This is a genomic window from Paractinoplanes brasiliensis (assembly GCF_004362215.1).
Taxonomy (GTDB): Bacteria; Actinomycetota; Actinomycetes; order Mycobacteriales; family Micromonosporaceae; genus Actinoplanes; species Actinoplanes brasiliensis.
The window spans coordinates 936,548-950,414 of the sequence record NZ_SNWR01000001.1 but is presented as its reverse complement, the minus strand read 5'-3'; the positions used below and the strand labels follow the sequence as shown (position 1 = coordinate 950,414).

General features: G+C 67.6%; 14 protein-coding genes. 5 read left to right on the top strand and 9 right to left on the bottom strand.

What is annotated here, in order from left to right; translation table 11 throughout:
• Positions 1-67 precede the first annotated feature (67 nt).
• Positions 68-1,054, bottom strand: a complete 987-nt coding sequence (locus C8E87_RS03785; protein WP_133871797.1) for an ROK family transcriptional regulator — start codon at positions 1,052-1,054, stop codon at positions 68-70.
• A 221-nt stretch (positions 1,055-1,275) separates the two neighbouring features.
• Here C8E87_RS03785 and C8E87_RS03780 point away from each other — a divergent pair, with 221 nt between their 5' ends.
• From C8E87_RS03780 to C8E87_RS03770, 3 genes are all read left to right on the top strand, one after another.
• Positions 1,276-2,592, top strand: a complete 1,317-nt coding sequence (locus C8E87_RS03780) for an MFS transporter (RefSeq protein WP_166661065.1) — start codon at positions 1,276-1,278, stop codon at positions 2,590-2,592.
• Between the two features lie 367 nt (positions 2,593-2,959).
• A complete protein-coding gene (locus tag C8E87_RS03775; RefSeq protein WP_133871795.1) occupies positions 2,960-3,352 on the top strand; it encodes a hypothetical protein in 393 nt (130 codons plus the stop codon).
• Positions 3,352-4,422, top strand: a complete 1,071-nt coding sequence (locus C8E87_RS03770; protein ID WP_133871794.1) for a caspase family protein — start codon at positions 3,352-3,354, stop codon at positions 4,420-4,422. The genes C8E87_RS03775 and C8E87_RS03770 overlap by 1 nt, the downstream gene beginning before the upstream one ends.
• Positions 4,423-4,460: 38 nt before the next feature.
• Here the strand turns inward: C8E87_RS03770 and C8E87_RS43475 are convergent, their stop codons facing one another.
• Both C8E87_RS43475 and C8E87_RS03765 read right to left on the bottom strand, forming a co-directional pair.
• A complete protein-coding gene (locus C8E87_RS43475) occupies positions 4,461-4,616 on the bottom strand; it encodes a hypothetical protein (protein ID WP_166661064.1) in 156 nt (51 codons plus the stop codon).
• Between the two features lie 86 nt (positions 4,617-4,702).
• Positions 4,703-4,912, bottom strand: a complete 210-nt coding sequence (locus C8E87_RS03765) for a hypothetical protein (RefSeq protein WP_133871793.1) — start codon at positions 4,910-4,912, stop codon at positions 4,703-4,705.
• 165 nt (positions 4,913-5,077) lie between these two features.
• Here C8E87_RS03765 and C8E87_RS03760 point away from each other — a divergent pair, with 165 nt between their 5' ends.
• Positions 5,078-5,416: a hypothetical protein gene (locus C8E87_RS03760; protein ID WP_133871792.1), complete on the top strand. Its 339-nt coding sequence runs from the start codon at positions 5,078-5,080 to the stop codon at positions 5,414-5,416.
• Here C8E87_RS03760 and C8E87_RS03755 read toward each other — a convergent pair.
• The 5 genes from C8E87_RS03755 to C8E87_RS43470 all read right to left on the bottom strand — a co-directional run bounded on the left by C8E87_RS03755 (position 5,368) and on the right by C8E87_RS43470 (position 9,303).
• Positions 5,368-6,558, bottom strand: coding sequence for a 4-hydroxybenzoate 3-monooxygenase (locus C8E87_RS03755; RefSeq protein ID WP_133871791.1), 1,191 nt, complete (start codon positions 6,556-6,558; stop codon positions 5,368-5,370). The genes C8E87_RS03760 and C8E87_RS03755 overlap by 49 nt on opposite strands.
• On the bottom strand, positions 6,555-7,148 hold the full coding sequence (idi, locus tag C8E87_RS03750) for an isopentenyl-diphosphate Delta-isomerase (protein WP_133871790.1): 594 nt from the start codon (positions 7,146-7,148) through the stop codon (positions 6,555-6,557). Before idi ends, C8E87_RS03755 begins: the two co-directional genes overlap by 4 nt.
• A 53-nt stretch (positions 7,149-7,201) precedes the next feature.
• Positions 7,202-8,152, bottom strand: coding sequence for a 4-hydroxybenzoate octaprenyltransferase (gene ubiA, locus C8E87_RS03745; protein ID WP_133871789.1), 951 nt, complete (start codon positions 8,150-8,152; stop codon positions 7,202-7,204).
• Positions 8,149-8,475 (bottom strand): hypothetical protein, encoded by a 327-nt coding sequence (locus C8E87_RS03740; RefSeq protein WP_133871788.1) that lies wholly within the window; start codon positions 8,473-8,475, stop codon positions 8,149-8,151. Before C8E87_RS03740 ends, ubiA begins: the two co-directional genes overlap by 4 nt.
• 423 nt (positions 8,476-8,898) lie before the next feature.
• Entirely contained in the window at positions 8,899-9,303 is a 405-nt protein-coding gene (locus C8E87_RS43470) for a tetratricopeptide repeat protein (RefSeq protein WP_369077057.1), read from the bottom strand.
• Between C8E87_RS43470 and C8E87_RS03730 the strand changes: the two genes are divergently transcribed.
• Positions 9,193-10,473: a DUF695 domain-containing protein gene (locus tag C8E87_RS03730; protein WP_133871787.1), complete on the top strand. Its 1,281-nt coding sequence runs from the start codon at positions 9,193-9,195 to the stop codon at positions 10,471-10,473. The genes C8E87_RS43470 and C8E87_RS03730 overlap by 111 nt on opposite strands.
• 7 nt (positions 10,474-10,480) lie before the next feature.
• On the opposite strand, the gene C8E87_RS46265 is transcribed toward C8E87_RS03730, so the two are convergent.
• Positions 10,481-13,369: an AfsR/SARP family transcriptional regulator gene (locus C8E87_RS46265; protein ID WP_166661062.1), complete on the bottom strand. Its 2,889-nt coding sequence runs from the start codon at positions 13,367-13,369 to the stop codon at positions 10,481-10,483.
• Positions 13,370-13,867: the final 498 nt, after the last annotated feature.

Below are 13,867 nucleotides of genomic sequence, written 5' to 3'. Positions count from 1 at the left end.
TGTTGCCGGACAGGGTCTTCCGCGGCTTCTCGGACTGACGCCACACCACGACCACCACCGCTGTTGCCTAGCTCAGTCCCCGGGGGCCCGAGTTCGCCGCCAGAAGGGCAGCGAAGGCAAGCTCCCGGGCTACCTCGACGGCGCCGAGCGCGGGCGCGAGCCGGCCCAACCGGCTCTCTTCCACTCTCGGCGCCGTCGCCATGACGTCCGCGAGGGCCGCCCGAAGCTCGCCGGCCGGTGACCGAACTTGGTTCCTGCCCTCGTCGAGCACCACGAGCTCGGGGTCGGTGACCAGGCAGGTTGCCACGATCGCCGGGATGGCGGCGGGTTCACGGGAACGGTCGAGGACACTGTTGCCCAGCGTCAGCAGCGACCCGGCTGCACCGTGGGCGCCCGGCCGCGGCTCACCGCCGACCACCAGGGCCATGCCGTCGTCGGTGACCATGAGAAACTCCTCGACCCCGCGGGCTCGGCCGAGACGCGCCTCGGCGACCGCGGCCAGGTTGACGGTGGACTGGGCCACGACCGGGCAGCCGAACCGGCCGGACAGGTCCGCTGCCAACCTCGCGGCCTGGGCGGCCGGTGCGCTGTCGCCTTCCCAGACCGTCCCAGCCACCAGGCAGGTCACGTCGCCCGGAAGGACCTCTGCCGCGCCCAGCGCCTCGGCCATCCGGTCCGGGCCCGGGCGGTCGTCCTGCGGCACAGTGACGGGCGGCTCGAAGGCCCGCGGGCCGGACCGGATGACGGTGAGTGACCCCGGCTGATGAACCACTGCGGCGACGGTCAGACGTTCCAGTCGCAGCGAGTACATCCGGGCTCGTTGGCCGCGGCGTCCGTACCGGCCCGGGAGTTCGCTGACCACGTCGCCCGCCACGAGTTCTTGCAGCATCCGGTTGACCGTCGCCAGCGACATGGTGGTGAGCTGAGCGATCTCGGTCGCCGTGGACGGACCGTTGTCGATCAGCGTTCCCAGAACGGCTTCCACGTTGAGTTGACGCAGGCGGGTGACGATACCGGACCAACGGCGGTGCGGTGTCTCCCGAATGATGCTCACAATCGACACGTCCTCGGTAGTCGGGGCGAGCTGAGGGTCCGACTACGCAGACGTGTGAGCCGAGCCGAAGCTCATCCCGGCGAACCTTCTCGTAGGTGCGGAGGCGTCGATATCGATCGAAGCTCCTGAACCTCTGCCCGGATCGTGCGTCTCCAGCAATGAACTGGCGCCGATCATGGAGGAACGCGGTGGCCCGGAACCCCTGGATGAAGCTGTCCCTGTTGGCAATCGCGCAGTTCATGGTGCTGCTCGACCTGACGATCGTGAACGTCGCCCTGCCGAGTCTGCGCGCGGACCTGTCCCTCAGCCAGGAGGAGCTGCTCTCGGTCATCAGTGCCTACGCGCTGGTGTTCGCAGGGTTTTGGCTGCTCGGTGCTCGCTTGGCAGATCTGCTGGGCCGGCGTCGCCTGTTCCTGGTCGGCATGGTCTTGTTCGGGTCGGCATCCCTGCTGGCCGGCGTGGCCGGGACGCCCGAGCAGCTGATCGGCTTCCGGTGCGTGCAAGGGCTGGGGGGTGCCCTTCTGTCACCGGCCGCCTTCGGGCTGGCCACCGCTCTGTTCCCGCACGGTCGGCACCGCACCATCGCACTCAGCATCTGGGGAGCGCTGTCCGGGCTGGGGGCCACATTCGGTGTCGTCATTGGCGGCGCTCTGGTCGACACGGTTTCCTGGCGGTGGGTCTTTCTGGTCAACGTGCCGATCGCCGTGGCCGTCATCGCTCTGTCGCCCGTGCTGCTCACCGAAAGCAGGGTGCCGGTCCTGGGGCCGCGGAGCTTCGACATCGCGGGCGCCCTGCTCGGGACGACCGGGCTGCTGGCCATCGTGCTGGGGATCGTTCGCGCCGACGCGCTCGGGTGGTTCTCGTTGCCGGTGCTCCTGCTGCTCGAGGCCGGCCTGCTGCTGCTGGTCGTCTTCGTCCGGGTCGAACTCCGGGCCCCGGCGCCGCTGGTGCCGATGTCGCTGTTCCGGGCGCGGGCCATGACCGGCTTAATGATCAACATGGCCGGCAACGGCGCGACCCTGCTCGCCTTCTGGTTCCTCATCTCGATCTTCCTGCAGGAGGCCCGGGGTGAGACCGCGCTCGTGACCGGTCTGTATCTGCTGCCCGTGGGCATTACCGGCTCGGTAGGGGCGATCACGGCGTCGCGCTTCCTCGCCCGCCACGGCATCAAGTCCGTGATGGTCGGGTCGGCGCTGCTCAGCGCGGCCGGACTGCTGCTGGTGTCGCAGGCCGACGTCCGCAGCTCGTACGTCACGACTCTGCTTCCGGGACTGGCTCTGTTCGGGCTGGGTTTGATCGGCACCCAGACCGCCGGTCAGATCTCCGCGGTGGCCGAGGCCGGGCCGGACGAGGCGGCCACCGCCGGCGGCGTCGTCAGCTCCGCAGGACAGGTCGGATGCGTGGTCGGTCTCGTTCTCGCCTCCACGGCGGCCACCCACCAAATGAATCATCTGGTCGCACCGGTGCCCCGGCTCCTGTCGCGATCACCGGTGGGTTCGGACGTGGACTACAGATCGCCGCTGCTTTTGCCTTGCTGAGCGCTCTGGCGGCCACACTGACCCCGCAGGTTCGCGCTGTCCGGGACGAGGCGCGAGGCCGGCTGTCTGCGCCGAGCAACAAAAAGCTCGTCTCGGGTTGCAGGGACAACAGTTTCCCTGACGTTGCCCCGCGTTCCTGACATTTTCTCGCAGCATCTCCACCTGATGTCCTGGATCTGGTCCCCGCTCTGATCCATTCTGCCGCCCGTGGACGTCGCGGCTCTGACCGGTGAACTGGGGGAGTTCCTGGTCCGCTGGACGGCCGAAGGGCTGGCTCATGCGGCAGCGGTAACCGTGAGCCGCCGCGACGTTAGTTTCCCGGGCACCTACATTTCCGCATCGCCGTGCCGGCCGGTATAAATCCCGCATGCCGACCTGGAACGAGCTGCGCGAGTTCGCGCGGACGAACTTCACGCTTGACCCGAACGACGAGGACGATTGGTTTTCGTTGATCGTCGCGTTCGACGACGAGCGGACGCAACAGATAGTCGTCAGCCACTACGAGGCGTACGACCGGGAGTGGGTCGGATTCCGCACCTCCGTGTGCAAGGGATCCGAGATGAGCGCGGAGGTCGCGCTGCGCCACAACGGCCGGCTGGCCCTGGGCGCGCTTGTGATGGATTCGGAGGGCGACTACATGCTGAGTTATCAGGCGCCGCTGGCCACGCTCGACCCGGGCGAGTTCGCTCTTCCGCTCGAGGTTCTGCCGTCGCTGGCCGACGAGCTGGAGAAGGCCCACACTGCCAAGGACGACTACTGATGACCAGTCTCCCCGCCGACTGGGTGAACGCTCGCCCCGGCATCAAGTATTGGTCGGCCGACGCCCGCGGCGACGACCCGGCTCAGCGGGTCGTGCACGCCCCGACCGGCGCCGGGCCCGGTGACGGACGGACGTTCCTGTTCCTGTTCGGCTACCGTACCGCGAGCGCCGGTGACCGCGAGATGCTGGCTGCTGAACTTGCGCACATCGACGACGATGTCGCCGTACTCACCCGGGCCGGCTACACCGTCGTCGTCGACCGGCAGGCCACCCGGCGTGACCTGCTTGAAGCGGTGGCCGCCGAGGGGACCGCCGGCGTCTACTGGAGCTCGCACGGCGGCCAGGACGGCCACCTGCAGTGCTGCGACGGCGACGAGGTCCGCCCGGCCGACCTCGACCCGGCGACCGCCTCATCCGCCCTGCGACTGGTCGTCCTCGGCGCCTGCTACGTGGGCGCGCACGCGGCGGCCTGGCGCGCGGCTCTTGGCGGCCGTCCGCTGGTCACCGGTTGGGGACGCCCGGTCACCCTCGACCGGGCCGTGGACTTCCTCGACGCCGAAGACGGCCTGGACCACCTGATCGATCGCTGGCTGCTCACCGATGCCCCCATCCCGCCGGCCCCCAACCCGGGCTCGGCGCCGCCGAGGGTCAGGGGACGGACCAAAGGCCTGCACGACCGCGTACGCACCCTCGCGCACATCCTCGGGGCCGAGTACGGGAAGGGCGACGGGCAGTACGAGGTCACCGTGCCGCTGCCCGGCGGCCGCACGCACGTGGTCCGGGTCTTCGCCGTCGACGGCGCCGATCCGTACGCGGAGGGGGTCGAACTCTGCGGCCTCGAAGCGCGTGTCGGCCCTATGTCGGCCCTGCTGACCCCGGAACGCCTGCTCGCCGGTTCAGCCGCCTACGGCCGCGTCGCCCTGGTCGCCGGGGACAACGGCACCACCGAGATTGTCACCCAGTCGTTCACTCCGCTCGACGGCGCCTCGGCGCGACACCTCGCTGCCCACTGCTACCAGGTCGCCCGTCAGGCCGACGCCTTGGAGCTGGACGTCTTCGGCATCGACTGATCGACGGCGGCGGTGAACGACATGGACGCTCACCCGTTTCAGATCTTGTGGACATCAGCATCGTCGGTCTCGGTTCGACAGGTTCCTTTCTCGCCCTCGCTCTCGCGCGCCGTGGACATCGGATCACTGTGGTCGAACGGGATCGCGGACCGGTGGCCGGTCGCTGGAGTCGTCGCGGGGTCGTGCAGTTTCATCAGCCGCACGGTATCCGCACCCAGGTCGTCGACGCGCTGCGTGCCGAGCTGCCGGACATGCTGGAGGTGGTCAGGTCCGCGGGCGGTCAGGTCTTGCCGGCGCCCGGTTCGGAGGACGTCCGCCTGGGGATTCGTCGCAGCGTGTACGAGTCGGTCTTCTGGAACGCGGTCCGGGCTGACTTGCGGATCGACGTCCTGCCCACGACGGCCCGTGCCGTGTCGTACGCCGCGAACGGCCGGGTGACGCTGGTCACCGACCATGGGGTGGTGACCTCCGACTTGGTCCTCAACGCCACCGGCCGGCCGCGTTTCCTGGACGACCGCCGAGGACCCGGACTCGACGAAGACCCGGGCATCGCGTACGCGTCCAGGCAGTACCAGGTGGCCGAGCACGCGCTGGCGGCCTTCGCGGACGGTCAGGCGGTCAGGCGGTCAGTGGAACGCTTCCGGGGTACTCGGTCATGCTCTTCCGGCAGGACAGCGACGTGGTCTCCACTCTGTTCGTCCACGAGTCCGCCGACGACGAGTTCGTTGTCATCCGGGTTCCGTTCGTCTACGACGCGGCGACCGCTGCCGTGCCCGCGCTGGCGAATCTCATGCGTCCGGAATCGGTCCGGCCGATCACCCCGGTGCATGTGGGCCGGCGGATGCGCAACGTCTATCGCGGACGGCTCACCGAGGCCGCCGAGGACGCTACCCCCGGGGTGGTTCACATCGGGGATGCGCAGTTCTCACCGCTGTCAGTTGCGCCCTATTCGCCGGCGTATTCCTCGGCGAACATCCGGGCAACAGGACCCTGAGAGCGCAGTTCCCTGATCGTGGCCAGGCGCAACTCGTTCGAGAAGGCCGACGCCGCCGCGTCACCGGCTGTGCTGTGCAGGAGGTTGATCAGCCAGTGCGAGAAGAGCACGGCCTTCCAGATTTTTGGTTGCCGCTCCCTGGTGTAGTTCTCGAGCGGCTGCTCGTCGTCCCGGTCGTAGTAGCGAGCCATCGCTGCGCCTAGGACCTCGGCGTCGGCAACGGCGAGATTCATGCCTTTGCCGCCGGCCAGGGAGATCGTGTGGGCGGCATCGCCCAGCAGGAAGATCCGCCCGTGCTGCATGGTCCGCGAGACGTGATCCGACCGGCCGATGATCGCCTTCTCGGTGATGGTGCCGGTGGTGACGGGGTGGCCCTTGACCACCAGGACGTCGCGCAGGGCCGCCCAAATACGATCGTCGTTCCAGTCGTTGACAGTCTCCCCGGCCTGGATCTGCAAGTAGAACCGGCTGACGGTGGCCGTGCGGGGCATTTGAGCGGCCCCATGGATGGGATGCATCCCGTAGACGATCTCGGGGACGAACGGTGGGACATCCGCGAGCAGAGCCAGCCACCGGAATGGGTGCTGGTGGCGCAGGGGCATCCGGATCGACTCCGGGACGGCTCGATGAGCGATGCTGTCGCTGCCGTCCGCGGCGGCAATGAAGTCGCAGCGAATCTCCACGGATTCGGCGCCTTTCGTGGAGCGGGCCACCATCGTTGCCGGCTCGGTGGCGTCACCTCCGTCGATCTGGGTGACTTCGTGCGAGAACAGGATGTCCCCTCCGGCGCCTCCATGGATGGCGATGAGGTCGCGGACCAGAAACTGCTGAGGATAGATGTAGTGCTTCCGGCCCTCCGCCAGATCGGCGTAGGGAACCGAGAACGCTTCTCCTTGGTGGATGAAGGTACAGCTGCCGGTGCGCATGGCGTTTGTGAGCAGCCCGGTGGCGAGTTCGGCGCGCTCGAGGAAGGTGACCGTCCGCTGCTCGATCAGTCCGGCGCGAGGCGTGGTCTCCACGGTCTCACGTGAGTCCTTCTCCACGACAATGGTGCTGATGCCGTGCTGACGCAGCACATTGGCCAGTGCCAGTCCGGCGGGACCAGCGCCCACGATGCCAACGTTGACTCGAACATGCCTCATCGGGGTTCCTTCGTCCGTCGTGCGGTTGCCGGCTGTTCCCAGGAGATGCCGGTCACGGTCTCAATGGAGGGCTGTGCCGCAAGCAGCACGGTTCGGAACCACGCCGAGAACGGGTCCTGGGCGAGCCGGCCGGCCAGTTCTGGCGGATCGACGAAGGCCACCTCAGCGACCTCGGCCGGGTCCGGACGTACGGCCGCGCTGAGCGTTCCGACGAAGAGGTGGTTGAACTCGTGCTCCACGAGGCCGGTGGCTTCGTCCGGATGCCGGTAGCGGACCGTGCCGGCCGCGGTCAGGGTCTCCGGGTCAGTTCCGAGCTCTTCGGTGACGCGACGGCCGGCAGCCTCCAGAGGCGACCCGCCGACATGGGGGTGACCGCAGCATGAGTTCGACCAGACGCCGGGCGAGTGGTATTTGGTCAGTGCTCGACGTTGCAGCAGCATCCGTTGGCCGGGGTCGAAGAGGAACACGGAGAAGGCGCGGTGAAGGTGGCCGGGAGCTTGATGGGCGTACATCTTCTCCGCCGTGCCGACGGTGTTGCCCTGCTCGTCGACGAGTTCCAGTTCGATGGATGTGAGTGAATCCGGGGACATGGAACGGTCGATTCCGGAAGCGTCGGTAGACCGGTGGACGGTCCGATCGGTGGTCATCCCCAGTGTCCCGCAATGGTGGCCAGCAGGATGAGGCCGCCAGTGACGCGGTTGGCGACGAACAGCAGCCGGCAGCGCTCAGGGTCGTCGATGTCCAGGGTGGCTACCTGCCAGATCAGGTGAGCGGCGGCGACAGTCAGGAGAACGAAGAAAGGCCAGTGGACCTCGGCCCGCAGGCCCGCGCCCACCAGGCCGGCCAGCGCGAGAACATAGAACACGGCCACCCACCCGGCTGTAGCCCGGCCGAACAGAAGAGAGGTGGATTTGACCCCGATCCTGCGGTCGTCCTCGCGGTCCTGGTGGCCGTAGATGGTGTCGTAGCCAAGCGTCCAGAAGACGCCGGCAGCCCACAAGAGAACGGCGGGTGCGCCGATCGTCCCGGTGACGGCCGCCCAGCCCGCGAAAACGAGGGTGTTGAAACACAGGCCGAGCCAGGCCTGAGGAAGAGGCATGATCCTCTTCATGAACGGATAGACGAGGTAGGTGGGAAGGCACAGAGCAACGATGAGGGCGGCCGTCGCGCTGGCCCACCAGAACAGCGCGAGTGACGCCACGGCCTGAGCTACCGCGAAGGCCAGGGCGTCGGCGACGCTCACCGCCCCGGAGGCGACCGGCCGTGAGGCAGTGCGAGTGACTTGAGCATCGAACTTGCGGTCGACGACGTCGTTGACCGCGCAGGCCGAGCCCCGCATGAGAAGCGCGGCCACCCCGAACAAGACGAAGTCGCCGAGGTTGGGCAAACCCTCGGCCGCCAGGCTCAACGCCCACCAGCCGGGGAGCACGAAGAGCCAGGTTCCGATGGGCCCTTGCAGACGCATCAGTCGCAGATAGGGCTGAACCCTGGCGGGCATGTGGGAGACGACAGCTGTCGCCACCGTTCCGGAGGGCGGAGGAAGATAACGAGGTCGTTGCTGGGCGCGGCGCGCATCGACGTTCTGACCGGTCATCGCGATGACACCCCGTTACGGTTCGCGGCGTCTTCGGACGTACATGCGTCGTTCCTCATCGGCTGCGAGGAGAGCGTCTCGTGCACGTAGGCCAAGGCGACCCCTCCGCGGCACAACAGCGTCCGGGTCTTGATGAAATCCGGAGCGGCGTGGTCGTGAAGGTGGAGCGAAAGGGTCTTCCGGCGCAAGCCGCCCGGCTGCAGAATGCGGCCGAGCGATTCGGCGGTTTTCGTCAGCCGCTCACGCTCCTGCTCGTTGAGCCGGTCGAGGACGACTGCGGAGTAAGCAACGCCCACCGTTCCCCGTGAGGTGCTCAGCCGCACAGATCGGTGCTGGATCGTCGTAGGTCGCGACAACCCGAGAAGTTCGGCCAGATCGAGCGGAGACAGCCGAGCTTCGGACGCGGTCCGGTGCGGAGCCGCCTCATCCCAGGAGGCCGTCGTTCGTTCGGTCAGGGCGCGGCGATGTTCTCACCATGCCGTTGGGCCAGGCTTTCGGTCGCCAGCCGTGAGGGTTCGAGTAACAACTGCGCGAGATCCACTTCTCGGCCTCCCTTGGTCGGCGTACGGTCCTCCCTGCATGACGCCTGGAAGCCTGAGAAGTTCATTCGCACGGGGCGCGGAGATCTCACGCACAGGCATGACCTGTGCCGGTGCCGGGTTGTGCAGGTTGGACGGGCCGAGCCGGAACGGACTTGCTGGGACGGTCGGCGCGGCGGTCAGGGGCATATGGCGGCCACGGTCTGATCACGATCGCGCTGCGTCGAGTTCGACCTCCTGATCGAGGCGGGCCAGCCGGGTCTGCGCCTGGGCGGTCTGGGGCAGGCGGCGCTGGCCGATCAGCCGCAGCGCCTCGTGCCAGGCTGCCTGGGCCTGTGCCCGATCGCCCAGGGCCAAGGCGGTGTCGCCCAGAGCGATCTGGGTGTCGATGACGCTCACGAGCCACCCGAGTTGCTGGAGGGAGTCGAGCGCCCGCTGTCGCCGGGACAGCGAGGCAATCAGATCGCCGGTGGCTTCGTAGTAGTCGGCCATCGACCAATCGTGGAGACCGTACAGGAACGAGTCGTCGTGCTCCTGAGTGATCTGCAAGGCTTGGTCGAAGCGGCTGAGCGCCTCGTCGAACCGGCCGAGCTCGAGGTGGACGTCGCCGATGAAAGTCAGGCACTCGGCTTCTTCCCGCCAATCGATCGTGCTTTATCTTGTCGATATCGACTGAGGTCGATTTTTGTTGCGCAGGCAACCAGCTCTCTACGCGGACGCTGGACGCGACGCGGATTACGCTGCGTAGCCATGGTTCTGAAGCTGTTCCGTAGGAAACCGAAGCCGGAAGCCGAGACGATCGCCGAGTTCTGGCAATGGTGGGCATCCGCCCGTGACGACGTGGCACGAACGGCCGGCGCCGGTCGGGTGACCCACGCGGTCCAGGACGTCGCTTGCCGGGCCCGGGTCGTTGACGCCGATCTGGACTGCCATATCGTTCCGGGCACCACCTCGGCGTATGTACTGATCGTCACGCCCAACTGGCCGGACACCTGCCGGGGGGTGGCGGAGCGATGGTTGGCGGCCGCTCCCGAGCCCGACGAGACGTGGTCCTATCGGTGCGTCCGCGTTGTCGCCGAACTCGCAGCCTTCGAGTCCAGCCGGGAGTTCCGGGGACACACCTTCGACCTGACTGCCGTACGGTTCGGGCTCACCGCCAAGGAGGAGGGCCGGCTGAGCGACGTCGTCGTCCACCACCCGGCCTTCTCGAGCCTGCCGGACAAGGTCCAGGAAGACGTCGCATACAACCTGATCGAACTGGCCCTCGGTGAGGACGACGTTGACATCTGGATTGACGACATCACCTGGAGCGGGGTCGAGCCGGCCGATCCCCGCACGCCGGTCGAGCTCAGCGAGGCCGTCCGAGCCCGGGCCGAAAGCTTCGACCACTGGGAGCACCGCCGGACGGAGTGGGGCGGCGCGGCCGCGCTGGTCACCGCCGCGCCGCCGCTGCGTTCGGTGCGCTGGCCCCGGTTCGACCTGTACGTCGCGGTTCGGCTTCCCTACCAGCAGTACGACAGCGAAAATCTGCCACTCGGTGAATCCTCGGCCGCGCTGACTCAGTTCACGGATGGGTTGTGCGCGGCCGTCGAGGGCGACGGCGTAATGGTCGCGCACACCACCTTCAAGGGCGAGCGCACGCTGCACTTCTATGTCGACGCCGAGAGTGGGGCGCGGGCCGAGCTCGAGTCACGCCTGCCGCAGTGGAATGAGGGCGTCGCCTCGTCCCACGTGCAGCTCGATCAGGGGTTCGCGGAGGTGGCTGATCTCGAGCTTCGATGAGGTACGGCTACCGGTCCAGACCGGCCAACCGGGCCTCCACGACGGCTGTCTGCGGCAGGCGTCGCCGGTCGAGTAGGTCAAGCAGGTCGAGTCCTTCCTGCCAGGCTGCCCGGGCGCCGGCCCGATCGCCCAACGCCAAGGCGGTGTCGCCGACGCTGATGAGGCAGGCGACGGCGTTGCTCAGGGATCCGACGCGCCGGAAGTTCTCGAATGCCAGCCTCCATTCGGCCAGTGAAGCAACGGGGTCTCCGGCGGCGTGGTGATACTCGGCCAGCACCCAGTGGCATCCGGCCAGACCCTTGAGATCGTCGTTTTCCAGGGCGATCAGCAGCCCCTGATGAAGCAGCTCGAACGCCTTGTCGAGCTGGTCCATCTCGGTGTAGACCGAGCCCAGCAGGAGCGAGTCGCGCACCTGCTCTTCTGGGTTCTCGATCCGCTTCGCCATACGCAGGGCACGTTCCAGGTACGTGATGGTGGTGGGGTAGTCCTTCCGGGCGAGGCTGATCATTCCACGATTGCGGTACGCCACCGACTGCTCCGCCAGACATCCGAGCTGGCTGAACAGCTCCAGAGCTTCGTCCAGGTGACGCTCGGCGGCGTCAAGGTCGCCCAGTAGGTGCAGGGCGCCGGCCAGGCCACGCGACATGTGGGCACGGCCGAATTCGTCGCCGGCCCGGGCGGCCGTATGCAGACACGCGCGAGTCAGGGCGGCCCAATCGTGCGCCGAGTCTTCGCTCTGACAGAACTCCATCAGGCTGAGGACCAGCTGCCACGCCGCAGTGGCGTCGCCCTCGTCGAGCTTGTGCTGGACCACAGCCTTGAGCGCCGGCCAGTTCGCGGTGAACCACGCCGTGGCCGCCGTAGGAGTGTCTACCTCCGTGACGACGACCGCGCCGGTCACCTCGGGTGGGTCGATGCCGACAGCGGGGCTCAGTCTGAGGTTGGCTTCGTAGGCGGTTCGTTGGTAGTGGTCGGTGAGGCGGTGGGTGGCCTGTTGGCGGTTGTGTTGGTTTTCGTGTTGGTTGACTAGTTCTTGGGCGTAGGCGCGGGTGAGGTCGTGGGTGGTGAATCGGTTTGGTGTGTGTTCGGAGAGTAGGCCGGTGCGTATGAGTTCGCCGGTGAGTTGTCGGGCTTGGTGGGGTGGGGTTGCGGTGAGGCTGGCGATGGCGGGGATGGTGAGGTCGGGTCCGATTTGGAGGGCGAGGAGTCGGAAGAGGCGGGCGGCGTCGGGGCTGAGTAGTCGGTATGACCAGGAGAAGACGGCTCGGATGTTGTTGTCCAGGTCGTCGCCGAGGAATCCGTCGAGGCTTCCGTGGGTGGTGCGCAGTTCGTGGGCGATGTCGCTGAGTTGATGGTCGGGGTGGGTCTGTGCGCGTCCGGCGACGATGGCCAGGGCGAGGGGGAGGCGGCCGCAGCGTTTGATGATTTCGTCGACGGCGGTGGGGTCGGCTGTGGTGCGGGTGGCGCCGATCCGGGTGGTGAGGAAGTTGCGGGCTTCGTCGAGGGGCAGTACGTCGAGGGTGAGGAGGTGGGCGTTGTGGGTGGTGGCCAGGGCGGTGAGGCGTAGCCGGCTGGTGATCAGGACGAGGCAGCCGGGTGTGCCGGGTATCAGGGGGCGTACTTGGTCGGCGCTGCGGGCGTTGTCGATCACGATGAGGATGCGTCGGCGGGCCAGGACGGAGCGGTAGAGGCCGGCGCGGGCGAAGTCGGTGGCGGGGATGTCGGAGTCGGGGATGCCGAGGGCGTTGAGGAAGCCTTGGAGGGCTTCGGCCGGTGGCATGATTGAGGGTTCGGGGTCGAAGCCGTGCAGGTCGACGTAGAGCTGGCCGTCGGGGTAGTGGGGGGCGAGTTGGTGGGCCAGGTGGATGGCCAGGGTGGTTTTGCCGATGCCGGGCATACCGTCGATCGACAGCACCGGGGAGGCTTCGTGAGCCGTGACCTCCTGATCGATGAGGTTGAGGGCCTGGTTCCAGGCCTCGTCGCGCCCGGTGAAGTGGGGGAGGTCGGCTGGGAGCTGAGCAGGCGGCACGTCAGCCGTCCACGGCTTCGGGCCCGGTCCGGCGGGGCTGGTCCGTACTGGATCGGTGGTCTTGTCCAGCGCTACGGAAGGGGTGTCGTTCGCTCGGAGCACGAGCTGGTAGGCCGTTTTGAACTCGTCGCCCGGATCCACGCCGAAGTCCTCGGCGAGCCGGTGGCGCACATCCTGGTACAGCATGATCGCCGCGGCCTGGTGGCCGTCGGCGGACAGGGCGAGAAGCAGTCGTGCTTGCAGCGCCTCATCCCAGGGCCGCAGCTCCGCCATGCGACGCAGCACGGGTAGCACGCCCTTGATGTTGTTCTGTCGAAGTCCGAGGTCGGCCGCTGCGCGAGCCAAGTCGGCGCACTCGTGGTCGATGGTGGTGAAGGCCAGGTGTTCGGACGCTCCGAGTTCGCTCGCGCCCGCGCAGGGGCCTCGCCAGAGGGCGAGCGCGTCCTGGAACAGCGACAAAGCCTCGGCCTCGTGTCCGGACTCCGCCGCCGATCGCGCCTGGGCGGCCCGCGCCCGCATGCTGAGCAGGTCGAGCTGATCGGCCTGGAGCATCATCCGGTAGCCGCTGGCGTCGCCCCGAAGCCAACGGCCGGCCGAACGGGCCGGCAGGCCCGGCTCGAGCAGGCGGCGCAGGGCGCCGATGTAGCGGTGGACGACGTTCACCGCGCTCGAGGGTGGGTCCTGGCCCCACAGGACCTCGACGATGCTGCTCAGGCTGACCGGCCGACCCGCCGCGGCCAGCAACAAGGCCAGGATGAGCCGCTGTTGCCGAGGACCCAGGTTGAGCTCACGACCCTGCCATCGGACCTGCACCGGACCGAGCACGCTGAACGAGATCGAGATGGCTTCGCCATCGCCTGCAACCACGAAAGCAACACTCCCTGCAGCCTCAGCGGAAAACCGAAGATCCGCATCTTTGCTGGGCATCTGCGACACCGTGCTGATCAGCAGTGAGGCCTGACGCAGAGCCTAGCGAAACTCTCCATCCTACTGTCTGACGCTGACCGCCCCGGACAGAGCTACGGCTGTCTGGGCGCTACCGTTCGTCCTGTGTGGACAGTAGCTCGGCCCCCCGGCTTCTCGGCTCCTGTACGGCGCGAAGGTTCATCAGTGCCGGTTCCGTCTCCTGTCGGTTGAAAACTTCATCACTCAGCTTATGCTGAATTTTCAGCTTAGTCATGGGTATACATCGATGTCGAGAAGCTCGCTTCTCGCCCCCTGCCGCCCCGGCATGCTCCGTCAAGAGGTCGCGCTCTTCTCCAGCTCCTGGAACCGCCGGCGCAGCTCGGCGCTCTCTTCCTCTGGGCCGTACCGGCCGGGTCCCCGTTCGAGTACCTCACCGCGTCACTGGTCATCGAGCCGGAC